Annotated in this window: 26 protein-coding genes and 1 pseudogene; 24 read left to right on the forward strand and 3 right to left on the reverse strand. The window is 72.6% G+C overall.

The genetic code is table 11. The features are described 5' to 3' along the window. Window positions 1-44: 44 nt before the first annotated feature. From AB5G72_RS03040 to AB5G72_RS03050, 3 genes are all read left to right on the forward strand, one after another. The gene (locus AB5G72_RS03040; RefSeq protein ID WP_120284694.1) at window positions 45-917 is read left to right on the forward strand and encodes an SDR family oxidoreductase; all 873 of its coding nucleotides are present in this window, start codon (window positions 45-47) and stop codon (window positions 915-917) included. 146 nt (window positions 918-1,063) lie between these two features. Beyond that, window positions 1,064-1,285, forward strand: a complete 222-nt coding sequence (locus tag AB5G72_RS03045; RefSeq protein WP_120284692.1) for a PspC domain-containing protein — start codon at window positions 1,064-1,066, stop codon at window positions 1,283-1,285. Window positions 1,286-1,308: 23 nt separating this feature from the next. Then, window positions 1,309-2,172 (forward strand): crotonase/enoyl-CoA hydratase family protein, encoded by an 864-nt coding sequence (locus AB5G72_RS03050; protein ID WP_120284690.1) that lies wholly within the window; start codon window positions 1,309-1,311, stop codon window positions 2,170-2,172. A 217-nt stretch (window positions 2,173-2,389) separates the two neighbouring features. On the opposite strand, the gene AB5G72_RS03055 is transcribed toward AB5G72_RS03050, so the two are convergent. Beyond that, window positions 2,390-2,902, reverse strand: coding sequence for an inorganic diphosphatase (locus AB5G72_RS03055; RefSeq protein ID WP_067711556.1), 513 nt, complete (start codon window positions 2,900-2,902; stop codon window positions 2,390-2,392). A gap of 218 nt (window positions 2,903-3,120) precedes the next feature. Between AB5G72_RS03055 and dacB the strand changes: the two genes are divergently transcribed. The 7 genes and pseudogenes from dacB to AB5G72_RS03090 all read left to right on the forward strand — a co-directional run bounded on the left by dacB (window position 3,121) and on the right by AB5G72_RS03090 (window position 8,913). Further along, window positions 3,121-4,515 carry a D-alanyl-D-alanine carboxypeptidase/D-alanyl-D-alanine endopeptidase gene (dacB, locus tag AB5G72_RS03060; RefSeq protein WP_440220963.1) on the forward strand — a complete coding sequence of 465 codons (1,395 nt, stop codon included), beginning with the start codon at window positions 3,121-3,123 and terminating at the stop codon, window positions 4,513-4,515. Window positions 4,516-4,603: 88 nt separating this feature from the next. Next, the gene (gene tilS / locus AB5G72_RS03065; protein ID WP_440221458.1) at window positions 4,604-5,575 is read left to right on the forward strand and encodes a tRNA lysidine(34) synthetase TilS; all 972 of its coding nucleotides are present in this window, start codon (window positions 4,604-4,606) and stop codon (window positions 5,573-5,575) included. Beyond that, window positions 5,576-6,133: a hypoxanthine phosphoribosyltransferase gene (gene hpt, locus AB5G72_RS03070; RefSeq protein WP_067711558.1), complete on the forward strand. Its 558-nt coding sequence runs from the start codon at window positions 5,576-5,578 to the stop codon at window positions 6,131-6,133. A gap of 70 nt (window positions 6,134-6,203) precedes the next feature. Then, a complete protein-coding gene (locus tag AB5G72_RS03075; protein ID WP_440220964.1) occupies window positions 6,204-7,745 on the forward strand; it encodes an acyl-CoA synthetase in 1,542 nt (513 codons plus the stop codon). A gap of 8 nt (window positions 7,746-7,753) precedes the next feature. After that, window positions 7,754-8,146 (forward strand): annotated as a pseudogene (locus AB5G72_RS03080) (sigma factor); the annotation flags it as partial. Window positions 8,147-8,319: 173 nt separating this feature from the next. Continuing rightward, window positions 8,320-8,589 carry a hypothetical protein gene (locus AB5G72_RS03085; protein WP_440221539.1) on the forward strand — a complete coding sequence of 90 codons (270 nt, stop codon included), beginning with the start codon at window positions 8,320-8,322 and terminating at the stop codon, window positions 8,587-8,589. 87 nt (window positions 8,590-8,676) lie between these two features. Then, entirely contained in the window at window positions 8,677-8,913 is a 237-nt protein-coding gene (locus AB5G72_RS03090) for a DUF1059 domain-containing protein (RefSeq protein ID WP_069389306.1), read from the forward strand. Window positions 8,914-8,951: 38 nt separating this feature from the next. On the opposite strand, the gene AB5G72_RS03095 is transcribed toward AB5G72_RS03090, so the two are convergent. Then, window positions 8,952-10,286 carry an amidase gene (locus tag AB5G72_RS03095; protein WP_440220965.1) on the reverse strand — a complete coding sequence of 445 codons (1,335 nt, stop codon included), beginning with the start codon at window positions 10,284-10,286 and terminating at the stop codon, window positions 8,952-8,954. Window positions 10,287-10,432: 146 nt separating this feature from the next. On the opposite strand from AB5G72_RS03095, the gene ftsH reads away from it, so the two are divergent. From ftsH to AB5G72_RS03150, 11 genes are all read left to right on the forward strand, one after another. Further along, window positions 10,433-12,982, forward strand: a complete 2,550-nt coding sequence (ftsH, locus tag AB5G72_RS03100; RefSeq protein ID WP_440220966.1) for an ATP-dependent zinc metalloprotease FtsH — start codon at window positions 10,433-10,435, stop codon at window positions 12,980-12,982. 34 nt (window positions 12,983-13,016) lie between these two features. Then, the gene (gene folE, locus AB5G72_RS03105; RefSeq protein ID WP_069389722.1) at window positions 13,017-13,640 is read left to right on the forward strand and encodes a GTP cyclohydrolase I FolE; all 624 of its coding nucleotides are present in this window, start codon (window positions 13,017-13,019) and stop codon (window positions 13,638-13,640) included. A 41-nt stretch (window positions 13,641-13,681) separates the two neighbouring features. Further along, on the forward strand, window positions 13,682-14,500 hold the full coding sequence (gene folP, locus AB5G72_RS03110; RefSeq protein ID WP_440221459.1) for a dihydropteroate synthase: 819 nt from the start codon (window positions 13,682-13,684) through the stop codon (window positions 14,498-14,500). After that, window positions 14,500-14,907 (forward strand): dihydroneopterin aldolase, encoded by a 408-nt coding sequence (folB, locus tag AB5G72_RS03115; RefSeq protein ID WP_069389588.1) that lies wholly within the window; start codon window positions 14,500-14,502, stop codon window positions 14,905-14,907. The genes folP and folB overlap by 1 nt, the downstream gene beginning before the upstream one ends. Continuing rightward, window positions 14,904-15,434, forward strand: coding sequence for a 2-amino-4-hydroxy-6-hydroxymethyldihydropteridine diphosphokinase (folK, locus tag AB5G72_RS03120; RefSeq protein WP_268099250.1), 531 nt, complete (start codon window positions 14,904-14,906; stop codon window positions 15,432-15,434). Before folB ends, folK begins: the two co-directional genes overlap by 4 nt. Beyond that, a complete protein-coding gene (locus AB5G72_RS03125; protein WP_440220967.1) occupies window positions 15,431-15,907 on the forward strand; it encodes a DUF3180 domain-containing protein in 477 nt (158 codons plus the stop codon). Before folK ends, AB5G72_RS03125 begins: the two co-directional genes overlap by 4 nt. Before the next feature lie 100 nt (window positions 15,908-16,007). Then, a complete protein-coding gene (locus tag AB5G72_RS03130; RefSeq protein WP_440220968.1) occupies window positions 16,008-17,246 on the forward strand; it encodes a DUF6779 domain-containing protein in 1,239 nt (412 codons plus the stop codon). A gap of 159 nt (window positions 17,247-17,405) precedes the next feature. Beyond that, a complete protein-coding gene (locus tag AB5G72_RS03135) occupies window positions 17,406-18,359 on the forward strand; it encodes a Rossmann-like and DUF2520 domain-containing protein (RefSeq protein ID WP_440220969.1) in 954 nt (317 codons plus the stop codon). Further along, a complete protein-coding gene (panC, locus tag AB5G72_RS03140) occupies window positions 18,356-19,342 on the forward strand; it encodes a pantoate--beta-alanine ligase (RefSeq protein WP_440220970.1) in 987 nt (328 codons plus the stop codon). Before AB5G72_RS03135 ends, panC begins: the two co-directional genes overlap by 4 nt. Beyond that, entirely contained in the window at window positions 19,343-19,768 is a 426-nt protein-coding gene (panD, locus tag AB5G72_RS03145) for an aspartate 1-decarboxylase (protein WP_440220971.1), read from the forward strand. Window positions 19,769-19,784: 16 nt separating this feature from the next. Beyond that, on the forward strand, window positions 19,785-20,555 hold the full coding sequence (locus tag AB5G72_RS03150) for a type III pantothenate kinase (RefSeq protein ID WP_440220972.1): 771 nt from the start codon (window positions 19,785-19,787) through the stop codon (window positions 20,553-20,555). Between the two features lie 252 nt (window positions 20,556-20,807). Here AB5G72_RS03150 and ygiD read toward each other — a convergent pair whose 3' ends face one another. Continuing rightward, on the reverse strand, window positions 20,808-21,608 hold the full coding sequence (gene ygiD, locus AB5G72_RS03155; RefSeq protein WP_440220973.1) for a 4,5-DOPA dioxygenase extradiol: 801 nt from the start codon (window positions 21,606-21,608) through the stop codon (window positions 20,808-20,810). Window positions 21,609-21,868: 260 nt separating this feature from the next. On the opposite strand from ygiD, the gene AB5G72_RS03160 reads away from it, so the two are divergent. The 3 genes from AB5G72_RS03160 to lysS all read left to right on the forward strand — a co-directional run bounded on the left by AB5G72_RS03160 (window position 21,869) and on the right by lysS (window position 25,003). Further along, on the forward strand, window positions 21,869-22,324 hold the full coding sequence (locus tag AB5G72_RS03160) for a rhodanese-like domain-containing protein (protein ID WP_259821977.1): 456 nt from the start codon (window positions 21,869-21,871) through the stop codon (window positions 22,322-22,324). Between the two features lie 49 nt (window positions 22,325-22,373). Further along, window positions 22,374-23,306 carry a glutaminase A gene (gene glsA / locus AB5G72_RS03165; RefSeq protein ID WP_440220974.1) on the forward strand — a complete coding sequence of 311 codons (933 nt, stop codon included), beginning with the start codon at window positions 22,374-22,376 and terminating at the stop codon, window positions 23,304-23,306. Window positions 23,307-23,368: 62 nt separating this feature from the next. After that, a complete protein-coding gene (lysS, locus tag AB5G72_RS03170; RefSeq protein ID WP_440220975.1) occupies window positions 23,369-25,003 on the forward strand; it encodes a lysine--tRNA ligase in 1,635 nt (544 codons plus the stop codon). Window positions 25,004-25,032: the final 29 nt, after the last annotated feature.

Raw genomic sequence — 25,032 nt, forward strand, 5'->3', positions numbered from 1 at the left:
TGAACTGCCCGCCGCGGTCACCCGGGGCTGGTTAAGTGAGGCGGATGACAGAGAGCCTGAGTGACAAGACCATCGTGATCGTGGGAGCGGGTCCGGGATTCGGCCGCACGCTCGCCCTGCAGGCCGCCGCACAGGGGGCGACGGTGGTCGTCGCCGCCCGCACGGAGTCGCGGGTCGTCGAGATCGCCGAGGAGGTCCGTGCGGCTGGCGGAAGCGCGATCGCCGCGGCCGTGGACGCCACCGACCCGGAGTCGGTGCGAGCGTTGCGGGAGACGGTGGAGGGTCACACCGATGCGGTGCACGGTCTGGTCTACAGCGCGTTCGCGGTGCCCAGCATGAAGCCGCTCGCGCAGACAGACCACGACCAGATCTCCCGCGGGATCGACCTGTCGGTGCTCGGCGCCCTGCGCACCACGCAGGAGTTCACCCCGCTGCTCGAGGCCGGCGCCGCTCCTGCCACCGGCACCGCTCCCGCCACCGGCACCGCAGCCGGCTCCGCTGCCGCCGCCGACTCCGCCACAGGCGCGGCCCCCGCCAGCGCGTCCGTCGTCATGATGGCCTCAGCGGTGATCCACCACTCCCGCGAGCGCTACGCGGGCTACAAGATCGCCAAGACCGCCCTCGTCGCGCTGGGCCATTCCCTGGCCACCGAGCTCGGCCCGCGGGGCATCCGCGTCAACACCGTGGCGCCCGGGTACATCTACGGCGAGACGCTCAAGGCGTACTTCGAGCACCTGGCCACCAAGTACGGCGGCACGGTCGACGACGTCTACGCCCACACCGCCGAGAAGATGGATCTGCGGCGCCTGCCCTCCGAGCGCGAGATCGTCGACCCGGTGCTGTTCCTGCTCTCCGACGCCGCCTCGGCGGTCACGGGCCAGACCCTTACGGTGGACTGCGGCGAGTTCCACACCTGAACCGGGCGGACCGCACCCCGACGCCGGATCAGGGTCTGAGAATCGGGTCTTTCCCCGATGCGGAGCGGGTGCTCGGGGAGGAGAGTGGAGGTCACCGGGGAGAGGTCCCCGATCCCCCTTTCCCGACGACGACGAGGTGTGACGTCATGACCTACTCCCCAGATTCCGGGCCCAAGCGACTGATGCGGTCGGAGGACCGCTGGATCGGCGGCGTGTGCGGTGGGCTCGCCGACTACTTCGGGCTGGACCCGGCGTTGGTCCGCATCCTGTTCGTTGCCTCGATCCTGCTGCCGGGTCCGCAGCTGCTCATCTACGTGATCCTGTGGTTCGTCATGCCCGATTCCCGTGCCTCGCGAGCCCGCGCCTGAGGGGCCCGTGGCAGGCTGGGGTCATGAGCACTCCAGACACCTCAGCCGCTCCCGGCGAGTACGCCTCCGTCCGCATCGAGAAGGGTGCCCGTCACCCGCACGTCGCCCAGGTGACGCTGATCGGCCCGGGGCGCAACAACGCGATGGGCCCGGACTTCTGGGCCGAGATGCCCCGCGTGATGGCCGAGCTCGACGCCGACCCCGAGGTCCGCGCCGTCGTGCTCGCCGGCGAGGGCCGCAACTTCACGTACGGCCTGGACCTGATGGCGATGATGCCGCAGTTCATGGAGTTCCTGCCCGAGGACACGACCCCGGACGCCTCGCGTAACGAGCGCATCCTGGACTTCGTGGAGAACATGCGCCGCGCCGTCGACGCCGTCGCGTCGGCCAGGACGCCCACCGTCGCCGCGATCCAGGGCCGCTGCATCGGCGGCGGCATGGACCTCATCTCGGCCTGCGACGTCCGCCACGGTTCGGCGGACTCGAGCTACTCGGTCCGCGAGGTCAAGGTGGGCATCGTCGCCGACATGGGCTCGCTGGGGCGGCTGCCGTACATCATCGGCTCCGGGCTGACCCGCGAGCTGGCGCTGACCGGGCGCGACATCGACGCGGAGACCGCGCTGCGCTACGGACTGGTCACGCACGTCGCCGACGACGCCGCCGGCGTTCTGGACTCGGCCCACGCCACGGCCGCCGAGATCGCGGACAACCCGCCGCTGGTGGTCCGCGGCACCCGCGAGGTCCTCAACCGGGCGATCGAGGGGCCGATCTACGAGTCCAACCGCTACGTCGCCACGTGGAACGCCGGCTTCCTGGCCTCGGCGGACATGATGGAGGCCATCGGCTCCACGTTGGAGAAGCGCGAGGCGAGGTACACCGGCCGCTGACCGAGGACCGCCGGCCGCCGGCCGCTGACCGCGCGCCCCACAGAGGAGCCAGCCCCGCCGAGAAGAGTGTTTCGCACATCGCTACTCGGGCGACACGAGCGAAATGCTCTTCTCGGCGTCCCGGCACGGCACGGCACGGCACGGCACGGCACGGCACGGCACGGCACGGCCCGGCACGGCACGGCCCGGCAGGCGGCCGGTGCCGGGCCAGACGGTGTCAGCCGCGGAAGGGCTCGGCCTTCTCCTCGGGGTGCTCGGTGAAGTTCTCGAGGCCCTCGGCGATGAGCTTCTCGCCATGGGCCTTGTCCCGCCACTCGCCCGGGGTGACGTGCTTGCCCGGCTCGAGGTCCTTGTAGTGCAGGAAGAAGTGCTCGATCGCCTTGAGTTCGAAGTCCGGGACGTCGTCGACGTCCTGGATGTGCTCCCAGCGCGGGTCCAGGGCGGGGACGCACAGCAGCTTGTCGTCGCCACCGGCCTCGTCGGACATGGTGTAGACGCCCACGACGCGCGACTTGACGATCACGCCGGGGAAGACGGACTCGTCGAGCAGGACCAGGGCGTCACAGGGGTCACCGTCGTCGGCGAGGGTCTTGTCGATGTAGCCGTAGTCGGCCGGGTAGCCCATCGAGGTGAAGAGGAAACGGTCGAGATAGATCTTGCCGGTCTCGTGGTGGATCTCGTACTTGTTACGCGAACCCTTGGGGATCTCGATGGTCACTTCGACGGTCACGGGCTACCTCACAAATCGTCATTCTCCGGACCCGGGACGGCTCTCCCGGACAATCCGGGCCGATTCTAGTAGGCGGCCCCGGCGCCGGGGGTGGCCGCCGTCACGCGGGCCGCTAGCGTGGGTCCGACGCACGGCAGGCGAGGGTAGCGTCGGCAGCCGCCGGTGGCGACCGGTGGCGGTGACAGTGGAGGCGACAGCGTCCGGGAGGGTGGGCACGAGTGACCGAGCGCGGAGTGTGGCGCGGGCGTGGGCTCGTGTGGCGGGCGGGGGTCGTGTTCGTCGTCGTCGTACTCCTGGTCGCGGGGCTCGTCGCGGCGGCGCTGTTCACCGACGTGGAGGACGACGTCCGCGCGGTCGTCGGCGCCCCCGCGCAGACCACGGCGGAACTGAACCCCGGACTGCACGCGGCGGACGACTCGGCGCCCCTGCCGGACCCCGCCGCCCTCGAGGAGATCCTCGGCCCCCTCGCGGCGTCCCCGGCGGTCGGCGACCTCACCGCCAGCGTGGTCGACGACGCGACCGGACAGGTCCTGTGGGGGCGCCGCCCTCGCGACGCCAAGGTCCCCGCGTCCACGACCAAGCTGCTCACCGCGGTCGCCGCGCTGAGCAGACTGCCCGGCGACACCCGCGTCGACACGGTCCTCGCCCGCGGCGCCGAGCCGGACACGCTCGTCGTGGTCCCCGGCGGCGACCCCACCATGTCCGGCGGCGCCGAGCCCGGTCCGCTCTTCCCCGGCGCGGCCACGCTCACACAGGCCGCCGACGTCGTCCGCGATGCCGGGCTCACCCCGGCGCGCATCGTCGTGGACCCGGGCCCGTACACGGGGCCGCGACTGGGCCCCGGCTGGCCCCCGTCGGAGATCCCGGCCGGCAACATCGCGCCCATCGAGGCGTGGATGCTCGACTCCGGCCGCCTCGACCCGGCTGACGAGTACTCGCCCCGCACGACCGAACCCGCCCTCGCGGCCGGGAGGGCCCTGGCCCGCGAACTGGGCGTGGACCCGGAGCGCGTGCGGGTCGCCTCCGACCCGGTGGAGACGACCGAGGAGCTGGGCAGGGTGTCGTCGGCGGAGCTCACCGATCGCCTCCGCTCGATGCTCGTGCACTCCGACAACGTGCTGGCCGAGGCGATCTGCCGCGAGGTGGCCCTGGACCGCGACCCGGACGGTCCGGCCGACTTCGCCGCCGGGACCGCCGCCGTGCTCGACACGCTCACCGAGCGCGGTCTCGACATGTCCGGGGTGCGCCTGGACGACTGCTCCGGGATGAGCAACGGCAACCGCATCTCGGCGGCCGTCCTCACCGACGTCCTGCGCACCGCCTCCGCGCCCGACGCGACCCGCGAGATGCGCGACCTGCTCGACACCCTGCCCGTGGCCGCCGGGTCGGGGACGCTGGTCGACCGGTTCACCGGCCCCGCCGCCGCCGGCGCCGGCTGGGTGCGCGCCAAGACCGGCACCCTCGCCGGGACGAGCACCCTCGCGGGCTCGGTGACCAGCACCGACGGCCGCACCATGAGCTTCGCCCTGCTGTCCTCCGGCACCGACCCCGCCGTCGCGCGCCCGGTCCTCGACCGGATCGCCGCCGAGATCAGCGCCTGTGGCTGCCGCTGACCCCGCTCGCCGGCACCCCGCCCGGCCCGGTGGGGACCGGCCCGGCCCGGCCTGGACCGGCCCGGCCTGGACCGGCCCGGCCTGGACCGTGCGCGCGGCGCTGCGGGCGTTCCGCCGCGCCCACCCCGAGCTCGGCGACGAGGTGTGCGTCGGACTGTCCGGGGGAGCGGACTCGCTGGCGCTGACCGCCGCGGCCGCCGTCGAGTTCGCCGCCGTGACCGCCCTCGTGGTGGACCACGGTCTGCAGGAGGGGTCGGACGCCGTGGCCCGGGACGCGGCCGCCGCGGCCCGCGGGCTCGGCGCAGAGGCGGAGGTCCTCGTCGTCGTCGTGGATCAGAGGGGTTCCGGCCCCGAGGCCGCCGCCCGCGCGGCGCGCTACACCGCGCTCGACACCGCGCGCCGCGGACGGCCCGTGCTGCTCGCCCACACCCTCGACGACCAGGCCGAGACCGTCCTGCTGGGGCTGGGCCGCGGCTCCGGCGCCCGCTCGCTGCGCGGGATGGCGCCGTGGGACGCACCGTGGGGGCGCCCGCTGCTGGGGGTCCGCGCCGCCGACACCCGCGCCGCGTGCCGCGACCTCGGCCTGGGGTTCTGGGAGGACCCGCACAACACCGACCCGGCGTTCACCCGGGTGCGCCTGCGGCACGAGGTCCTGCCGCTGCTCGAGGACGTGCTGGGTGGCGGTGTCGCGGAGGGGTTGGCGCGCACCGCGTCGCTGTTGGGGGTCGACGACGACGAGCTGGACCGTCTCGCGGCGGCCGTGCCCGTCGGCTCCGATGGCGCTCTGGAGGTGAGCCGATTGGAACCCCTGCCGACGGCCGTGCTGACCCGGGTCCTGCGCCGCTGGCTGCTGGCGCGGGGAGTCACCTCACCCACGTACGCGCACCTGACGGCGGTGGCCGCGCTCGTCACCGACTGGCGCGGGCAGGGCGGGGTGGCGGTCGGTGGCACCGGGCCCGCGGGCGCGGGTGGGGCGGGGCCCTCGGCCAGGTTGGTCGCCCGGCGCCGACGTGGAAAGGTGGTCCTGGAGAACGACCGGGCGAGCGGAGCGGGGACGTAGATGACCACGGACAAGTACGCGGACGAGATCGAATCGGTCCTGCTCGACGAGGAGTCGATCCGCGAGCGGATCGCCGAGATGGCCGCCACCGTCGGCGAGCGCTACGCGGACGTCGAGAAGGAGGTCGTGCTGGTCGCCGTCCTCAAGGGCGCCGCGATCTTCGTCTCCGACTTCGCCCGGGCCCTGCCCATCCCGTCCGAGATGGAGTTCATGGCCGTCAGCTCGTACGGCTCCTCCACCAGTTCCTCCGGTGTGGTGCGGATCCTCAAGGACCTCGACCGCGACATCGCCGACCGTGACGTGATCATCGTCGAGGACATCATCGACTCCGGGCTGACCCTGTCCTGGCTCATGCGCAACCTGCGCACCCGCAACCCGCGGTCGCTGGAGATCGTCACCCTGCTGCGCAAGCCCGACGCGGTGAAGGCGGACCTGGACATCCTCGAGATCGGGTTCGACATCCCCAACGAGTTCGTCGTGGGCTACGGCCTCGACTTCGCCGAGCGCTACCGCGATCTGCCGTACATCGGCAGGCTGCACCCGCGCATGTACTCCTGACGCGAGGACTGCTGGACACGTGTCTGTCTAATTCGTGATCCAGATCACATTCGGCGGTTAGCCTGGCAGCATGTTTCCAGGAACCTTCGCCGCCACCACTCCCGACAAGCCCGCGGCCATCCGCCCGGCGACGGGGGAGCAGATCACGTACGCCGAGCTCGAGGCGCGTTCCGCGCAGCTCGCGCATCTCCTGACCGACGACTGGGGGCTGCGTCCCGGCGACACGATCGCCGTGGTCTCGGACAACACCCTGGAGATGCTGGAGATCTACTGGGGGGCGCTGCGCTGCGGCCTGTACATCGCGGCCATCAACCACCACCTCACTGCGGACGAGTCGTCGTACATCATCGGCGACTGCGGGGCCCGGGCGCTGTTCGTCTCCGCCCCGGTCGCCGACCACGTCGACGTCTCCCCGGAGGCGCATCCGGGCGTGGAGCACCGCGTGGTGTTCGGCGGCGCGCTGGAGGGGTTCGAGGACTACCGGACGCTGCTCGAGGGCAGGTCGACCGAGCCGCCCGCCGACCAGCCCCGCGGCCACGACTTCCTCTACTCCTCCGGCACGACCGGCCGGCCGAAGGGCGTGCGCGTCGACCCGCCCGAAGGGCAGATCGACGAGGTGCCGGACAGCTACACGCCGGTGTTCAGCTTCCTGTACGCCTTCGACGCCGACAGCGTCTACCTGTGCCCGGCACCGCTGTACCACGCGGCCCCGCTGCGGTTCTGCGGCGTGGTCAACTCCGTCGGCGGGACCGTGATCCTCATGGACCGCTTCGACGCGGAGGAGGCGCTGCGGCTCATCCAGGAGTACCGGGTGACGCACTCGCAGTGGGTGCCGACGATGTTCGTGCGCATGCTCAAGCTGCCGGAGGAGACGCGGGCGCGCTACGACGTGTCCAGCATGACCCACGCGATCCACGCCGCCGCGCCGTGCCCGCCCGAGGTCAAACGACGGATGATCGAGTGGTGGGGCCCGGTGATCCACGAGTACTACTCGGCCACCGAGGGCATGGGCATCACGTTCATCAACTCGCAGGAGGCGCTCGAACGCCCCGGTTCGGTGGGTCGCGACGGACTCAAGGGCATCGCGCACATCTGCGACGAGGAGGGCAACGAGGTGCCCACCGGCGAGATCGGCACCATCTACTGGCAGCAGGACGAGGGCACCTTCTCGTACCACGGTGACCCGGAGAAGACGGCGTCCGTCTTCCACCCCGAGCACCCCAACTGGTCCACCTTCGGCGACGTGGGCTACCTCGACGAGGACCGCTTCCTCTACCTCACCGACCGCAAGGCGTTCACCATCATCTCGGGCGGGGTGAACATCTACCCGCAGGAGATCGAGAACGCCCTGGTCCTGCACCCGGCGGTCGAGGACGTCGCCGTGATCGGGATCCCGGACGAGGAAATGGGCGAGAGGGTGCACGCCGTGGTGGTACCGGCCGCCGACCGTGCGGGCGACCCCGGCCTCGCCGACGAGATCCTCGGCGCCCTGCGCGGGCGGATCTCCGACTTCAAGATCCCGCGGGGCCTGGACTTCGTGGACGAACTGCCCCGCACCCCCACCGGCAAGCTGGTCAAGCGCCGGATCGTGCAGCAGTACACGAGCGTCTAGCGAGGGGTATGGACCGGACCTCCGAATTCGAGAGTGAACGACCCCGGCTCGTCCGGATTGCCGCCCGCGTGCTCGGTGACCCGGCGGAGGCGGAGGACGTGGTCCAGCAGGCGTGGCTCCGGCTGGCGCGGGCCGACACCCGGGCGGTCGACTCACTCCCGGCGTGGCTCACCAGCGTCGTGACCCGCCTCTGCCTGGATCGGCTCAAGGCCGTCGTCCCGCCCCCGACGGAGCCCGTCGACGGTCCGGCACCGGATCCGGACCCGTCTGACGAGGTGCTCCTCGTGGATTCGATGGGCGCGGCACTGCACGTCGTGCTCGACCGCCTCGCCCCGGCCGAGCGGGTGGCGTTCGTGTTGCACGAGTCGTTCTCGGTGGACTTCGCCACGATCGCTGATGTGCTGGACTGCTCACCGGCCGCGGCCCGCAAACTCGCGTCGAGGGCGCGAGCGAAGATCGCGGGGGCGGGACCCGGCGTGGAGCAGGCGGACTGGCTCGTCGTCGACGCCTTCCTCGACGCGCGCGCAACGGCGAGTTCGCCCGTCTCCTCGGGCTCCTCGCGCCGGACGTCGTCGTGGTCGGTGACCCGATCGCCGTCGGGCTCGGTACCCCGGTCGGCATCGAGGGGAGCGACGCGGTGGCGGAGTTCTTCGACGGCGCCGCCGCCGCGGCGTTGCCGGTGTTCGTCCACGGGCGGCCGGGCGCGGCCTGGTTCGATCGCGGAGTGGCCCGGGTGGCGTTCGACTTCCGGATCGCCGGCGGCGTGGTCAGCCGCATCGACTTCCGTGCGGACCCGGCCGTGCTCTCCGAGATCCGCCGCCGCAGCGACGGCGAGCCGAGATGAGCGGGGCGGTCACACTTCCGGCCGCCTGCTCGTCATCAGGGTGAGGCGACGCGCTCCGGCGTCGCCCGGACAGGGAGGATCGACCCCATGAAGACCATGACCTGCAAGGACCTGGGTGGGCCCTGCGATCTGCCGCACCGCGGTGACACCGCGGACGACGTGATCAACGCCCAGGACGCCCACCTCAAGGAGCGCGTCGGGGCCGGCGACGACGCCCACGTGCCGGCGCGCGAGGACATGAAGAGCCGGTGGCGGCGGCCGCGGCAGTCACTCGGGTGGTACCGGGACGTCAAGAAGAGGTTCGCCGACCTGCCGGAGGACTGACGCCACGCGGCCCGCCGACCCGCCCCTGCCGGCCGGAGTCAGCGACCGCCGCTCTCGATCACCGCCGCCAGCGCGAGCAGCGTCGCCTCCGAACCGGGCCGCCCGACGAGCTGGACCGAGGTGGGCAGGACCCGGCCGAGGGGGGTGTGGGTGGTGCCGCACGGGACGGACACGGCGGGCCAACCGAGCACGTTGGCCAGCGGGGTGAACGGGGAGAACCTCATCGACGCCCACAATGACCGGCCCCAGGAGCGTCGGTGCCAGTCGGTCGCCTCGGGTGGCACGTCCGCCAGCGACGGGGTGAGCCACACGTCGATCCCCGCCGAGTCCATCGCCCGTTCGACCTCCGCGCGGAGCGTCTCCACGCCACGGTTCCAGCGGGTGTCCCCGTCTCCCGCGCCGCCGCGACGGAAGACCGTCCGGCCGAGCAGTGCGTGGTGCCGGGTGCGTCGCTCCATCGCGGACAGGGGCAGGTTCTCGTCCTCCGCCGCCCGTGCGACGCCGGTGGTCCAGCGCGCGAGATAGAGGACGGGGTCGGTGGGGGAGGGCAGGGTGGTGTCGACGACGACGAGGTCGGCCCCCCGCAGCACCTCCGCGGCCTCCCGGGCCGCGCGCGTCCAGGGGGCGTGGATGCGTACCAGATCGCGGCGCAGCCGGATCGGGCTGGCCACGGACATGCCGATACGCGTCCCGCCGGGGACGGGTCCGACGTCCGCGAGTTCCGGACGACCGGCCATCACCGACAGGGCCAGCGCGACGTCGCCGACGGTCCTGGCCAGCGGACCGGATTCGGCCAGGCCGCCCCAGTTGTCGCCGGCCAGGCGGGTGGGGACGACGCCGGGCCCCGGCTTGATGGTGACGATCCCGCACGCCGCGGCGGGGATGCGCAGGGACCCCATCCCGTCGTCACCCACCGCGAGCGGGACCATGCCCGAGGCCACCGCCGCCGCGGACCCCCCGGAGGACCCGCCGGCGGACAGGGCGAGGTCGCGCGGATTGCGGGTGATGCCGTGGGCGTCGGAATCGGTCATCCCCCAGGCGCACAACTGGGGTGCCGCGGTGATGCCCACCGGCACCGCGCCCGCGGTCAACAGGGGGGCGACGACCGGGTTGTCCAGGGTGACGGTGCTCTTGACGGCCAGCGGTACCCCGGCCAGGGGCAGTGCCGCACGGTCGGCCGGGCTCGCGGCGTCGACGGCGGCCCCGGCCGCGCGGCCGTCCGCTCGCAGCAGGGAGGTGAAGGCGTGCAGCGAGGGGTCGAGGTCGCCCACCCGGTCGAAAGCCGCGTCGAGGGTGGCCAGCGCGCCGACGGCACCGGTGCGTACGGCCTCGGCGGTCTCGGCGGCGGAGAGGGGGTCGGTGGTCACGGCCATGATCGTACGACCCCGGCGGTGTCCGCCCATGGCGATCATCACGGTGGGAGGCCCCGCTCGGCGGGTAGCCTGGGGCGATACCGACGAAGTCGGATGCACGACCGGGCCCGTCGACCGGCTGGGCCGTCCTTCCACACGAGGACCGAATGGAACGCAAGAGCAATACCGTCTTCCGCAACGTCGCGATCGCGGGCGTGATCATCCTGGCGATCGTCGGCTTCTCGTTCTTCACGGGCGATGACCGCGACTACGCCGAGGTCGACACGTCGGTGGCGTTGGCGCAGGTCGACGCGGGGAACGTGAAAGAGGCGCTGATCGAGGACCGGGAGCAGCAGCTCCGGCTCACGCTCGAGACCCCGATCGCCCCGGAGGACGGTGCGGACGAGACCGACAAGCTCCTCGCCAAGTACCCGGAGCGGGCGGCGGACCAGGTCTTCGACCGGGTGGCCGCGGCGGAGCCGGAGAAGTACGACACCGCGGTCAACCAGCAGGGTTTCCTGTCGCAGATGCTCTCGTTCCTGCTGCCGATGCTCATCCTGTTCGGGTTGTTGTTCTACTTCATGTCCCGCATGCAGGGCGGCAAGGGCGGACTGTTCGGCGTGGGCAAGTCGCGCGCCGTGGAGTTCACCAAGGACATGCCCCAGACCACGTTCTCCGACGTCGCGGGCGAGGATGAGGCGGTCGAGGAACTCAACGAGATCAAGGACTTCCTCCAGAACCCGGCGCGCTACGAGCGTCTCGGCGCCAAGATCCCGCGCGGTGTGCTGCTCTACGGCCCGCCCGGAACGGGCAAGACCCTGCTGGCCCGCGCGGTCGCGGGTGAGGCCGGGGTGCCGTTCTACTCGATCTCGGGTTCGGATTTCGTCGAGATGTTCGTCGGTGTCGGCGCCTCGCGGGTGCGCGACCTGTTCGAGAAGGCCAAGCAGAACGCGCCCTGCATCGTGTTCGTCGACGAGATCGACGCGGTGGGTCGGCACCGTGGCTCGGGCACCGGGGGCGGCCACGACGAGCGCGAGCAGACGCTCAACCAGCTCCTCGTCGAGATGGACGGATTCAGCGACCGCGAGACCGTCATCATGATCGCCGCGACCAACCGTCCGGACGTCCTCGACCCGGCGTTGCTGCGGCCGGGCCGTTTCGACCGCCAGGTCCCGGTGACCAATCCCGACCTCAAGGGTCGCGAGGCGATCCTCGCCGTCCACTCCGCGGGCAAGCCGCTGGCCGAGAACGTCAACATGACCTCGCTGGCCAGGCGCACGATCGGGATGTCGGGCGCGGACCTGGCCAACGTGCTCAACGAGGGCGCCCTGCTCGCGGCCCGGCTGGGTCGCGACGAGATCGACATCGACATCCTCGAGGAGGCCACCGACCGGGTGGTGGGCGGACCCCGCCGCAAGCACCGTGTGATCAGCGAGCACGAGAAGAAGGTCACCGCGTACCACGAGTCCGGCCACGCGCTGGCGGCGTGGGCGATGGAGGACCTCGAGCCCGTCCACAAGGTCACCATCCTCGCGCGTGGCCGTACCGGTGGTCACGCACTGGTGGTCCCCGAGGACGACAAGTCCTTGATGACCCGGGCGGACATGATCGCCCGCGTCGTCATGGCGATGGGTGGCCGCGCCGCCGAGGAGTACGTCTTCGGTGAGCCCACCTCGGGCGCCAGCTCGGATATCGAGCAGGCCACCCGGATCGCGCGGACGATGGTCGCCGAGTACGGCATGAGCGCGAAGCTCGGTGCGGTGAAGTACGGCGGCGAGGGCGGGGACCCGTTCCTCGGCCGCGGCGGTTCCGCGGCGGGGGAGTACTCGCCCGAGGTCGCCAAGATCATCGACGACGAGGTGCGCCGCATCATCGACTCCGCCCACACCGAGGCCTGGCAGGTCCTCGAGTCCAACCGCGACATCCTCGACGCGGTCGCGGGCGAGCTCCTCGAGAAGGAGACCCTGCGGCAGGACGACCTCGAGAGGCTGTTCGCCGACGTGGTCAAGCGGCCGCGGATCACCGAGTTCGACGACTTCGGTGGACGCATCCCGTCGGCCCGTCCGCCCATCAAGACCCCGGGGGAACTGGCCAGGGAGCGTGGCGAGCCGTGGCCCCCGCCGGTGACCGATCCGTTCGCCATGCCGGTCCTCCCGGCCGGCCGCGACGCCGAGGACGCCCGTGATCCGGGCGAGGCGGACGGCCCCGGCGACCACGGGGGTGACCGCAACGGCGTGGGCGCCCCTGTGGGGATGCCCGGTGGCGGTTCGGGCCGCGGCGCGACCGCCGGCGGCGGGCAACGTCCGACCGGTATCCCGGCCTACGGCACGCCGCCGCCCCCGGGCTGGTCGGCGCCGGGCTGGCCCCCGCGTCAGCCCGCGCACCACGGTGACCGGGGGCCGAGCGGGGCCGAGACCACCCGCCTGCCGGCCGCGCCGGAGGGCCTGCAGAGCAACGACGGCTCCGAGAGCACCAACGGCTCCGGGACCACCAACGGCAGCGGGAGCACGGACCGATCCGGGAGCGCTGACGGTCCGGAACGGGCCGGTCGGAGCGAGGGGCCGTCCGAGGCCCCGACCCGGGCGTGGTCGGCGGTGGGTGACGGCGGTGACGGCGACGCGTCCGGCGGGTCGACCCGGGGCCCCGTGGACCGCGGTTCGCACCGCCGTGAGGACAAGGACGCCGACTGGCGTGCGCCGTGGGAACGTGAGGACTGACCGCACGGTCGACTCCGTGCGAGAAGAGGAATGAATGACGACGCCTGACCACATACCCGCCGCCGATGCCCGGTCGCTCCCCACGGGGCGGGTCTTCGATGCCGAGCGCGCCGAGGCCGCGGTCCGCGAGCTGTTGATCGCCGTGGGCGAGGACCCGGAGCGCGAGGGGCTGCAGGACACACCCGCGCGGGTGGCCAGGGCCTACCGCGAGGTCTTCTCCGGGCTGTACACCGACCCGTCGGAGGTGCTGTCCAGGACCTTCGACGAGGACCACCGCGAGCTCGTGTTGGTGCGGGACATCCCCATCTACTCGACCTGCGAACACCACCTGGTGCCCTTCCACGGCGTCGCCCACATCGGCTACATCCCGGGACAGTCCGGGGCGGTCACCGGTCTGAGCAAGCTCGCCAGACTGGTGGATCTCTACGCCAAGCGGCCGCAGGTCCAGGAACGGCTCACCAGTCAGGTCGCCGACGCGCTGGTCGACAGGCTCGCACCCTCGGGCGTGCTCGTGGTGATCGAGTGCGAGCACCTGTGCATGTCGATGCGGGGGATCCGGAAGGCGGGGGCGGTCACCACGACCTCGGCCGTCCGCGGCAACATGCGAACCAACGCCTCCACCAGGGCGGAGGCGCTCGGCCTCCTGCGCGGGACGTGAGCGCGCCCGGTCTGCTGCCCCGCCCGGACCGGTGCGCGGTGATGGGCGTCCTCAACGTCACGGCCGACTCCTTCTCCGACGGTGGGCGCCACCTCGCGCATCACGACGCCGTCGCGCACGCTCGGCGCATGGTCTCCGACGGCGCCGACCTCATCGACATCGGTGGGGAGTCCACCCGGCCCGGCGCCCTCCGCGTCGAACAGCCGGACGAGGAGCAGCGGGTCGTCCCGCTGGTCCGTGCGGTGTCCGGCCTCGCGCCGGTCTCGGTGGACACCATGCGCGCCGGGGTGGCGTCGCGTGCCCTCGAGGAGGGCGCGGCGATCGTCAACGACGTCTCGGGCGGGCTCGCCGACCCCGACATGTTGAGGGTCGTGGCCGATCACCGAGCGTCCGTCATCCTCATGCACTGGGTGTCTCCGGACGAGTACCGCGCCGGCGCGGGAGGCCGATCCGACTACGGCGGGGACGTCGTGGGTGCGGTGCGCGACCACCTGGCCCGCCGCGCCGACGCCGCGATCGCCGCGGGGGTCGACGCCGCCGGCATCGTGCTCGACCCGGGCCTCGGCTTCGCCAAGGACGCCGACGACAACTGGGCGCTCCTGCACGGGCTGGACCGACTGATCGAGCTGGGGTTCCCGGTACTCGTCGCCGCGTCCCGCAAACGGTTCCTCGGGTCGCTGCTGCCCGGATCGGACGCCCGGCCGCGTGAGGTGGCGGGCCGCGATCCGGCGACGGCCGCGATCACGTCGCTCTCCGCCGCCGCCGGCGCGTGGGCGGTCCGGGTCCATGACGTGGCCCCCAGTGCGGACGCGGTGCGAGTGGCCGCCGCGTGGGCGGCCGGACGGGCGGGGGTGAACTGATGGCGGATCGCAGCGAACTCGACCGGATCGAACTGCGGGGCCTGAAGGTGCGCGGCACGCACGGGGTCTTCGAGCACGAGAAGCGGGACGGCCAGGACTTCCTGGTCGACCTCGTCCTATGGACCGACTTCACGGCCGCCGCCGCGTCCGACGACCTGGCCGACACCGTCGACTACGGGGCGCTGGCCCTGTTCGCCCGTGATGTGGTGGCCGGACCATCGCTCGACCTGATCGAGACCGTCGCCTCGCGGATCGCCGACGGGATCATGGAGATGGCCCCTGGTGCGGACGCGGTGGAGGTGACCCTGCACAAGCCCCAGGCGCCGATCCCGGCGGAGTTCGCCGACGTCGCCGTCGTGGCCCACCGCTCGCGCGCGGGCGGGAGCGCCGCGGGGGGAGCGCGGTGAGCTGCCGGGCGGTGCTGTCGATCGGCGGCAACCAGGGGGACGCTCTCTCGCTGCTGCGGGGGGTCGTCGACGCCGCGGCCGCGGACGGCATCCTGCGCGCGGTCTCGTCGGTGTACGCCACCCCGCCGTGGGGCGGCGTCGAGCAGGACGACTTCCTCAACGCCGTCCTCGTCGTCGACCATCCCGGTTCCCCGACCGACGTCCTCGAGTGGGGTTTCGCCCGCGAGAGGGCCGCAGGCCGGACCCGCGAGGTGCGCTGGGGTCCGCGCACCCTCGACGTGGACGTGGTGACCGCCGAGCTGGGCGGTGAGCCGGTGGCGTCCGACGACCCGAGGCTCACGCTGCCGCACCCCCGCGCGGCCGAGCGGGCCTTCGTGATGGTCCCGTGGCTGGAGATCGACCCGGCCGCCCGGCTGGACGGGGTGCCGGTCCGGGAGTGTCTCGACGCGCTCGATCCCGGGGACGTCGCCGCGGTGCGCCGGCTGCCCGATCCGTTGGCTCCCGGCGGCCCGGGGGGAGTGACATGACGCGTGTCGCGAAGTCCACCCTCGTCCTGGTGGCGCTCGTCGCGGCGGTGGCCGCCTACGTTCTCACCGGGTCCTTCCTCGGCGCTGTGACCCCGATCGGCTTCGGCTGGGTGACCCTCGTGGCGATCGCGGTGGTCGACGTGCTGCTGTCCCTGCGGATCCGCGCCGCGATCTCCGACGGCGGCGTCGGGCAGGACCGCAGCCAGATGCACCCGCTCACCATCGCCCGCAGCGCCGCTCTCGGACAGGCCTCCGCCGTGCTCGGCGCCGCGGGCGCCGGGGCAGGGGCCGGGCTGACGCTGTACTTCCTGTCACGGCTCGGCGACCTCGCGGTGGCGGGCGCGGAGCTGCCCGCATCAGTCGCTGTCCTGGTGTCCGGCGCGGTGTTGGTGGCGGGGGGACTCTTCCTCGAATCGGCGTGTGAGACGCCCCCCGACGACGACGAGAACGGCGGCCTCGCCGACCCCGCCTGAGGGGCCCGAGCCGGACCGGTCCTCTCATGCCCGCCCCCGTTACTGCAGACACGCGCTGGTTACCCGTGTGACCCGTGATTCTCCGCGTATCATGCGGGGCATGAGTTCCGACGGCGCGATGGACAAGCCCCGGTCAGCTCGCCCCGCGCGAGGCGACGATCGTGGACTGGCGAACATCGCCCTGGGGGTGCTGCTCCTCCTGGCGATCATCGCCACGGTCGTGATGGTCTTCTCCGACAATCCCGTCTGGATGCGCATCGGGACACTCTCCGCACTGTGGGCCGCGTTCATCGGCGCGTTCCTCGTCGCCCGGTACCGGCGGCAGGCCGCCACCGAGGCCGCCCGGGTCCGCGACCTGCACACCGTCTACGAACTGCAGCTCGAGAGGGAGATCTCCGCCCGCCGGGAGCACGAGCTCGTCGTGGAGCGGGACCTGCGGGCCTCGGTGCGCGCCGAGACCAGTGACTCGATCGTCGCACTGCGGCAGGAGATCGCGGCGCTGCGCGAGCAGCTCGGCGCACTGGGCGTCAGTCTCCCCGAGGACCGCTTCGCGGTCGGTGGGCTCGGTCCCGCCGGGCAGCTGGGTGCGGGATCGTCGCTGCCGTCCGTCCCGTCCGAGCGGGTGGCGCCCCGTCGGCGTGCCCCGGGATCGGACTCCGGCCCGGTCGCGGGTCCCCGTTCCGCTTCCGGCGCGACGCGGTCCCCCGCATCATCGGCCTCCGGCGTCGGTCCGGACGTCACCCCGAGCACCGAGCGCACCGAGCGACTGTCCCCGGTCTCCGATCGGGAGTCCCGGTCCGACACGCCGGCGGGGGGCCCCCGTCGCCCGGCGGTGCGCCCCACGTCCGGCGCGCGCGATGCGCGTTCCGCTGCCGGCAGCAGCGCCGCCAGCAGCGCCGCCGGCAGCAGCTCCGGCTTCGGCTCCGGCGCCACCTCGCGACCGGAGGCACGGCCCGAGCCCGCGCGTACGCCCGCGAGTACGAGCACGAGCTCCCGGCCCGCGGCGTCGGCCGTCGAGGGCGCCACGTCGGACAAGACCGCCGCGTCGGGATCCCCGGCGGCGTCCGGGGGCGCGGCCGCGCCCGGCTCCTCGGAGAAGGTCGGCAAGCACGAGTCGCCCACCCCTTCCGAGAAGGCCGGCAAGCACGAGTCGCCCGCCACGGCCGGCGAGACGGCCACGCAGCCGCGGTCGCAGTCGACGCCGGCCCCGGCCACCGAGTCGGCTTCGCCGAGTCGCCACGGCGAGGGCTCGGGTCTGTCGGTGGCAGAACTCATGGCGCGGCTGGGGGAGGGGTCCGAATCCACTTCGGGCCGCCGCCGCCGTCGCGCGGAGGACTGAGCCGCGCCGACGGTGGCGCCGCCCCTCGCACCGGTTGTGTGAAGTACGCCACTCGATGCTGCTCGTGGCCGCAGCCGCGACTAGTCTCGCCTGCGAGATGTCCGGGACCCACCATCAGTGAGTGGGCCTGGAACGGATCGAGCACTGGAGCACCCTGAGATGTCCGACCACGGCGTCACCGGAACACCCCCTGCCCGCCTGTCCATCGGCCTCGTGTCCGCGGGTCGCGTGGGCACCGCTGTGGGCGCCGCGCTCGAGCGGCGGGGACACGTCGTCTCCGCCCTCGTCGCACGCTCGTCGCAGTCGCGGGACCTCGCTGCCCGCCGCCTCCCCGAGGCCCGCATCACCGATCCCGCCGACGCGGCGGCGGCGGGCGAACTCCTCATCCTCGCGGTGCCGGACTCGGCCCTACCCGGGGTCGTGGCCGAGCTCGCCGACGCGAACGCCTTCCGTCCGGGCCACATCGTCGTCCACGTGGCCGGCGCAGTGGGCGCGGAAGTCCTGCGCCCCGCCGCCGACGCCGGTGCCGTGGTCGTCGCCGCGCACCCGGCCATGACCTTCACCGGGGGAGCGGCCGATATCGACCGCATGGAGGGGTGCTCGTGGGCGCTCACCTCCCCGGACGAGATCGGACTGGTCGTCGGCCAGATGCTGGTCATGGAGACCGGTGGCCTACCCGTCACCGTCGCCGAATCCCACCGGGCCCTCTACCACGCGGCCCTCGCGCACGGCGCCAACCACCTCGTCACCCTCGTCAACGACGCCGCCGAGGCGCTCGCCGCGTCGTTCGCCGTCCTGCCCGGGGGCGGAGTCGAGGGCGATCCCGACGGCATGCTCGGGCAGGACGCGGAGGCGCTCGCGCGCCGCACCCTGGAGCCGCTCCTGCGGGCCGCCCTCGACAACGTCCTGGCCTCCGGGGACTCGGCCCTGACCGGTCCGGTGATGCGCGGTGACGCCGTCACGGTCTCCCGCCACCTCGATGCCCTCGAGGACGTCGACGGGGGAATCGCCGCCGGCTACCGGGCGCTCGCGTTGCGCACCGCCGACCGCGTCGGGGCCGGAGCCGACGTGACCGACCTCTTGGCCCCCGACCTCACGGAGCAGCTTCGATGACCCCCGCCACCTTCGCGGTCCGGACCGCGGTCCCCGGTCGCCCGAACACCGGATACAACCGGGGTGAGCTGACCATCCACCACGACCCGTCCTCGCTGCGCGCGGTCACCGAGTCGCTGCGCAAGGTCGGCAAGCAGATCACGTTCGTCCCCACCATGGGCGCCCTCCACGAGGGGCATCTCGCGCTGGTCGAGGCGGCCCGCCGCACGCCGGGGTCGGTCGTGGTGGTGTCGATCTTCGTCAACCCGCTGCAGTTCGGGCCCGGCGAGGACCTCGACGCCTACCCCCGCACCCTCGACGAGGACGTGGCCCGGCTCGCCGACGCCGGCGTGGAACTCGTCTTCGCGCCCAGCGCGGCCGCAATGTACCCGGACGGCCCCCGCACGACGGTGCAGCCCGGCCCGACCGGTGAGATCCTCGACGGGGCCGCGCGACCCGGCCACTTCGCCGGGATGCTCACCGTGGTGAACAAGTTGTTCAACATCGTCTCCCCCCACCAGGCGTTCTTCGGGGAGAAGGACTACCAGCAGTTGGTGCTCATCCGCCAGATGGTGGCGGACCTGGACATGGACGTGCGTGTGGTCGGCGTCCCGACCATCCGGGAGTCGGACGGGCTGGCGATGAGCTCCCGCAACCGCTACCTGTCCGCCGAGGAGCGGGAACTGGCCACCGTCCTCAACGCCGCCCTCGTGGCGGGGACGTTCGCCGCGAAGGGCGGACGCCGGGCCGTCGTCGACGCCGCCCGCGCGGTCCTGGACGAGCGGCCGCAGATCTCGATCGACTACCTCGAGCTGCGCGCCGGGGACCTCGGGGAACCGCCGGAGGAGGGTCCCGGCAGGCTTCTCGTCGCGGCCCGCATCGGGACCACCAGACTCATCGACAACGTCGGCGTGGCGATCGGTACCGGCTTCGTCGCCGCCGCCGAGGCCACCGTCGCCGCCCAACAGGCCGAGATGGCCCGAGACCTCGAGGAAGGCCAGTAGATGCAGCGCACCATGCTCCACTCCAAGATCCACCGTGCCACCGTCACCCAGGCCGACCTGCACTACGTCGGCTCCTGCACGATCGACGCCGACCTCATGGATGCCGCCGACCTGCTCGAGGGCCAGCAGATCGACATCGTCGACATCGACAACGGCGCCCGCCTGACCACCTACGCCATCACCGGCGAGCGCGGCTCCGGCGTGATCAGCATCAACGGCGCCGCCGCCCACCTCGTGCACCCCGGCGACCTGGTCATCATCATCGCCTACGCCCAGATGTCCGACGCCGCGGCGCGGGCCTACTCCCCCCGCGTGGTGTTCGTCGACGGCGACAACCGCATGCTCACCGAGGGCACCGACCCCGCGGACGTGCCCGAGGGCTCGGGTCTGAAGAACCCCCGCGTGCCGGAGCCCGCCGCCGTCTAGGCAGCGCGGACAGAAGATGCTGCTCACCGTCGACGTCGGCAACACCCACATCCGGCTCGGCATCTTCCCCCCGGGCGGCGGGCCGCTCGTGCGCACCTGGAGTATGCGCACGTCACCGGCGGTGACCTCGGACGAACTCGCCCTGACCATCCGCGGCCTGCTGGGGGACTGCTCGCAGCAGCTCACCGGAATCTCCGCGATGTCCGTGGTCCCGTCTGTCACCGGGGAACTGCGCCGGATGGCCGCCGACTACTGGCCGGGACTTCCGGCCGTCGTCGTCGCGCCCGGGGTGAAGACCGGGGTGCCGCTCAAGGTCGACAACCCGCGGGAGGTGGGCTCGGACCGCGTGGTCAACGCGTTGGCCGCCCACACGCTGTTCGAGGGGCCCGTCGTCGTCGTCGACGTCGACACGGCGACCACCGTCGACGCCGTCTCCGCCCGCGGCGAGCTGCTCGGTGGGGCGATCGCGCCCGGCATCGACATCTCCGTCGACGCCCTCGCCGAGCGCGCCGCCGCCCTGCGCAAGATCGAGGTCGTGCGGCCGAAGGGAGCCCTGGGCAAGAACACCGTCGCGGCACTGCAGGCCGGCATCGTGATCGGGTTCGCCGGCCAGATCGACGCACTCGTGGACCGGCTGCGCACCGACGTCCCCGAGCTCGCCGACGCCTCCGTCGTCCTCACGGGGCTGCGCGCGGACGTCGTGGCGGAGGAATCCCGGACCATCACCGACGTCGAGCCCGAACTGGCGCTGGAGGGCCTGCGGTTGGTGTTCGAGCGCAATTCCTGAGCTGAGCAGCTCGCCGAGGTTCTCCCTCACACGCAGGGGCTCCCGCGCATGGACTCTCGCTCGCGCCCCTGTCCGCCGGAAACGCAGCCGCCCGCGGCGATGGCGTCTGGCCTGCACCGCGGGGCGCGCGAGACGCCGTCGAGAGAAGCGACTGTCGGGGGGCGAGCAGGCGGCCGAGCGGATGCCGGGGCCGTGGCTCAGGCCCGCCCGGCCGCCGGACGCGGGAGGGAGGCTGGGCCCGGGGCTCAGGGCTCAGGCCGCTGAGCGGTAGCTGGTCATGGAGACCGAACCCCAGGCGTAGCCCCTGGTGAACGCGTCGAGCGTCTCGCCGGAGCCCGCCGCCATTCCCGCCGTGTACAGCAGCGGCAGGAAGTGGTCCGCCGTGGGCACGGCCAGCCGGGCGTCCGGGTGCTCGGTCAGCGCGAGGGCGTCCTCGGGGCGCGTGGTGAGCAACTCCCGGGCGTGGTCGTCGAACCTGTGGGCCCAGTCGGTGCCCGCGTCGCCGAGCGACGGGTCCACCGCCGCGAGGTTGTGCACCACGTTGCCGCTGGCCAGCACGAGGACGCCCGAATCCCGCAGGGCGGCCAGCCGGGTGCCCAGGTCGAAGTGGTAACCCGCCGGCTTGGACGCGTCCACGGACAACTGGGCCACCGGCACGTCCGCGTCGGGGAACACGTGCGTGAGAACGGACCACGTCCCGTGGTCGAGGCCCCAGGAGTCCTGGTCGGCGCCGACCCAGGTGGGCTTGACGGCTTCGGCCACCTCGTCCACGAGTTCCGGGGCGCCCGCGGCGGGGTACTCGAACTCGTTGAGCTCGCGGGGGAAGCCGTAGAAGTCGTGGATGGTGCGCGGCGCCGACATCGCGGTGACGGCGGTGGCGCCTATGTACCAGTGCGCGGACACGGCCAGTACGGCCCGCGGCCGCTCGGGGAGCGAATCGCCGAGGGCCGCCCACTGGCGCGTCCACTCGTTCTCCTCGAGGGCGTTGAGGGGAACGCCGTGTCCGATGAAGACGGCGGGCTGCCGGGCGGTCGAGGGGGACGGGGCGGTCATGGTTCTCCTTCTCTCACCTACATGATGCATCAACTACCCGGTCGGGCGCCAGCGCCAACTGCCACGCCGGCCCCGGGTGCCCACCCCGTGCGCGAGCGATCCTTGCGGTAGATAGACCGGTCTGTCTACTATGGCCGCATGACAACGCGACGAATGCCCCCGGCCGGTCCGGTGGCCTCCGCGCGCGTCCAGCACAGGTGTCCCCGACCGGCAGGCCCCCGCCACACCCCAGCCGCCCTCACCTCTCCCGGGAGCACCGCATGACCACCAGCTTCAGCACCACCTCCGCCACGGCGGGAACCCCCGCCACGGCGACGTCGTCCAGCACGGGCGCCGCGACCAGCCTCGCCGCCGGCGACTACCCCGCGGCGGTCCGTGCGGGCGCCCTCGTCGTCGACATCCGGTCCCGGGCCCAGCGTGAGCGCCAGGGAGTGCTCGCGGGCGCCGTCGCGGTGGAGGCCCGGCCCGTCGTCGACCTCCTCGACCCCCGATCGGCCGCGCCGCTCGCCGCCGTCACCGACGGCAGGGCGGTCGTCCTCGTCAGCGATGACGGCCTCGACGCCGAACTGTTCGCCCTGGAGCTCCATTCGCGCGGCGTCCGCGGGGTCCGCGCGGTGGACGGCGGCCACGACGCACTCCGGGCCGCCCGGGCGCTGGCCCTGCTCTCCGGGGCCGACCACCTGCTGCGGGAGCGCTCGGCCATCTCGGCACACTGAGCTTGGTCGACCGGGGGCGTCGGCACGCCGGCGCCGGTACGGTCGCACCATGACGGACATCTCCGCGGACCTGCTGGCCGAGATCCTCGACGAGGTGCGGGAGGACGCCTCCGGCGACGTGGTCCCCCACCTCGGCGATTACGAGCACCCCCACCCCGACGCCCTCGCGCTGGCGGTCTGCGACCTGGACGGCCACGTCGTCTCGGCCGGTAATGACGAGACGCTCTTCGACCTGCAGTCCGCGTCCAAACCGTTCGTCTACGCGCTCGCGCTGGACCAGAAGGGCGTCGACGTGGTCGCGAAGCGGATCGGGGTGGAACCCTCCGGGGACCCGTTCAACGAGATCTCCCTCGAGGCCGGCACCGGCCGCGCCCCCAACGCCCTCGTCAACGCCGGCGCGCTGGCCGCGCACGCGCTTGTGGGGGAGGAGGACGACGACGAGGACACCCGTTTCGAACAGATCCGCGTGATGTTCTCCCGCCTCGTGGGCCGGGAGGTCGAGGTCGACCAGCAGATCATCGACATCGAGGCCCGGAGCGCCCACCGGAACCAGGCGCTCGCGCATCTGCTGGCGGAGGAGGGCACCCTGGCCGACGACCCCCACCAGGTGGTGTCCGGGTACGGCCGGCAGTGCGCGATCCGGGTGGACACCCGCGAGCTGGCGCACATGGCCGCGATGTTCGCGGGCGGCGGGCGGCTGCCGGGTGACGGTGAGCAGGTCCTGGGTCGACGGGCGGTGCGCTACGCCAACAGTGTGATGTTCACGTGCGGCATGTACGACGCGGCCGGGGACTGGGTCTACCAGGTGGGTCTGCCCGCCAAGAGCGGCGTCTCGGGGTGCCTGTTCGCCGTGGTGCCCGGCCGGCTCGGGGTGGCCGCGTACTCGCCCCGGTTGGACGAGCACGGCAACAGTGTGCGCGCCGCCGCCGCGATCGAGGCGCTGTCCGACCGACTGGAGCTGCACGTCCTCGACATGGCCTGAGGCCGATGGGTCGCAGCCCACGGGTTCGGTCCCCGGGCCGGTCACGACTATCCTCGACAGTCGTGACCGATTCGACTCCCGCCGCGCCCGGGGCCGCCACCGGTGAGCCCGCCGACGACACCCCTGAGCAGCTGCGCATCCGCCGCGACAAGCGGCAGCGCATCCTCGACTCCGGGGCGCAGGCCTACCCGGTGGAGGTCCCCCGTACCCACGGGCTCGCCGAGATCACCTCGGACCCCCGCTTCCTCGCGCTGGAGCCGGGTGAGGAGACCGACGCCCGGGTCTCGGTGGCGGGCCGGGTCCTGTTCATCCGCAACACCGGCAAGCTGTGCTTCGTGCGCCTGCAGGACGGTCTCGACCCGTCGGCGGACCTGTCCGCCCCGGTGGCGGAGGGGGAGGTGGGACCGCTCACGCCGCAGCTGCAGGTGATGCTCTCGCTGGCAGCCGTCGGCCAGGAGCGGCTCGACGCGTGGAAGCAGGACGTCGACCTGGGTGACCACGTCTCGGTGACCGGCCGGGTCGTCCGGTCCAAGCGCGGTGAGCTGTCCGTCATGGCCGATTCCTGGGTGCTGGCGGCCAAGTCGCTGCGCCCGCTGCCGGTGGCGCACAAGGAGCTGAGCGAGGACACGCGCGTCCGCCAGCGCTACACCGACCTGATCATGCGGGACGCCGCCCGCCGCAACGCCATCACCCGCATCAAGGTGGTCCGCGCCCTGCGTGACGCGCTGGAGAGGCGCGGCTTCCTCGAGGTGGAGACGCCGATGCTGCAGACGCTGCACGGCGGCGCGGCGGCCCGGCCGTTCATCACCCATTCCAACGCGCTCGATCTGGACTTGTACCTGCGCATCGCCCCCGAGCTGTTCCTCAAGCGGTGCGTGGTGGGCGGGATCGAGCGGGTCTTCGAGATCAACCGCAACTTCCGCAACGAGGGCGTGGACTCCTCCCACAGTCCCGAGTTCGCGATGCTCGAGACCTATCAGGCCTACGGGGACTACGACACCTCGGCCACAATGATCCGCGAGGTCATCCAGGAGGTCGCGCACGCGGTGTTCGGCTCCACGACGGTCACGCTCGCCGACGGCACCGAGTACGACCTCGGCGGGCAGTGGCGCGAGATGCGGATGTACCCGTCCCTCAACGAGGCGCTGCGCGCCAAGCACCCCGGGGTGGTGGGGGACGACGACGAGGACCCCGTCACGGTCGACTCGACGGTCGACGAGCTCACCGAACTGGCGGGGAAGGTCGGTCTCGAGGTCCCCAGTGGCCAGGGGTGGCTGCACGGCAAGCTCGTCGAGGAGCTCTGGGAGCACCTGTGCGGCGATCAGCTCGACGGACCGGTCTTCGTGCGGGACTTCCCCGTGGAGACCTCGCCGTTGACCCGCGATCACCGCACCGACCGCGGGGTCACCGAGAAGTGGGACCTGTACGTCCGCGGCTTCGAGCTGGCGACCGGCTACTCGGAGCTCGTCGATCCCGTCATCCAGCGTCAGCGCTTCGAGGACCAGGCACGGCTCGCGGCGGCGGGTGACGACGAGGCGATGGTGCTCGACGAGGAGTTCCTCGCCGCGATGGAGCAGGGCATGCCGCCGACCACCGGGCTCGGGATGGGGATCGACCGACTGCTCATGGCGCTGACCGGCCTGGGCATCCGCGAGACCATCCTGTTCCCGATGGTCAAGCCGCTGCCGCGCGACTGACGGCGGCGGCCGGGTGGGGCTGCGGCCCG

It is taken from the genome of Dietzia sp. MNB45 (genome assembly GCF_051994785.1).
Taxonomy (GTDB): Bacteria; Actinomycetota; Actinomycetes; order Mycobacteriales; family Mycobacteriaceae; genus Dietzia; species Dietzia kunjamensis.

What these genes read in the sequence shown, in the direction of transcription:
- AB5G72_RS03040 (WP_120284694.1), top strand. Translation starts at nt 45, where the DNA reads ATGACAGAGAGCCTGAGTGACAAGACCATCGTGATCGTGGGAGCGGGT.
- AB5G72_RS03045 (WP_120284692.1), top strand. Translation starts at nt 1,064, where the DNA reads ATGACCTACTCCCCAGATTCCGGGCCCAAGCGACTGATGCGGTCGGAG.
- AB5G72_RS03050 (WP_120284690.1), top strand. Translation starts at nt 1,309, where the DNA reads ATGAGCACTCCAGACACCTCAGCCGCTCCCGGCGAGTACGCCTCCGTC.
- hpt (WP_067711558.1), top strand. Translation starts at nt 5,576, where the DNA reads ATGACCACGGACAAGTACGCGGACGAGATCGAATCGGTCCTGCTCGAC.
- AB5G72_RS03075 (WP_440220964.1), top strand. Translation starts at nt 6,204, where the DNA reads ATGTTTCCAGGAACCTTCGCCGCCACCACTCCCGACAAGCCCGCGGCC.
- AB5G72_RS03090 (WP_069389306.1), top strand. Translation starts at nt 8,677, where the DNA reads ATGAAGACCATGACCTGCAAGGACCTGGGTGGGCCCTGCGATCTGCCG.
- AB5G72_RS03095 (WP_440220965.1), bottom strand. Translation starts at nt 10,286, where the DNA reads ATGGCCGTGACCACCGACCCCCTCTCCGCCGCCGAGACCGCCGAGGCC.
- ftsH (WP_440220966.1), top strand. Translation starts at nt 10,433, where the DNA reads ATGGAACGCAAGAGCAATACCGTCTTCCGCAACGTCGCGATCGCGGGC.
- folE (WP_069389722.1), top strand. Translation starts at nt 13,017, where the DNA reads ATGACGACGCCTGACCACATACCCGCCGCCGATGCCCGGTCGCTCCCC.
- folP (WP_440221459.1), top strand. Translation starts at nt 13,682, where the DNA reads ATGGGCGTCCTCAACGTCACGGCCGACTCCTTCTCCGACGGTGGGCGC.
- folB (WP_069389588.1), top strand. Translation starts at nt 14,500, where the DNA reads ATGGCGGATCGCAGCGAACTCGACCGGATCGAACTGCGGGGCCTGAAG.
- AB5G72_RS03125 (WP_440220967.1), top strand. Translation starts at nt 15,431, where the DNA reads ATGACGCGTGTCGCGAAGTCCACCCTCGTCCTGGTGGCGCTCGTCGCG.
- AB5G72_RS03130 (WP_440220968.1), top strand. Translation starts at nt 16,008, where the DNA reads ATGAGTTCCGACGGCGCGATGGACAAGCCCCGGTCAGCTCGCCCCGCG.
- AB5G72_RS03135 (WP_440220969.1), top strand. Translation starts at nt 17,406, where the DNA reads ATGTCCGACCACGGCGTCACCGGAACACCCCCTGCCCGCCTGTCCATC.
- panC (WP_440220970.1), top strand. Translation starts at nt 18,356, where the DNA reads ATGACCCCCGCCACCTTCGCGGTCCGGACCGCGGTCCCCGGTCGCCCG.
- panD (WP_440220971.1), top strand. Translation starts at nt 19,343, where the DNA reads ATGCAGCGCACCATGCTCCACTCCAAGATCCACCGTGCCACCGTCACC.
- AB5G72_RS03150 (WP_440220972.1), top strand. Translation starts at nt 19,785, where the DNA reads ATGCTGCTCACCGTCGACGTCGGCAACACCCACATCCGGCTCGGCATC.
- ygiD (WP_440220973.1), bottom strand. Translation starts at nt 21,608, where the DNA reads ATGACCGCCCCGTCCCCCTCGACCGCCCGGCAGCCCGCCGTCTTCATC.
- AB5G72_RS03160 (WP_259821977.1), top strand. Translation starts at nt 21,869, where the DNA reads ATGACCACCAGCTTCAGCACCACCTCCGCCACGGCGGGAACCCCCGCC.
- glsA (WP_440220974.1), top strand. Translation starts at nt 22,374, where the DNA reads ATGACGGACATCTCCGCGGACCTGCTGGCCGAGATCCTCGACGAGGTG.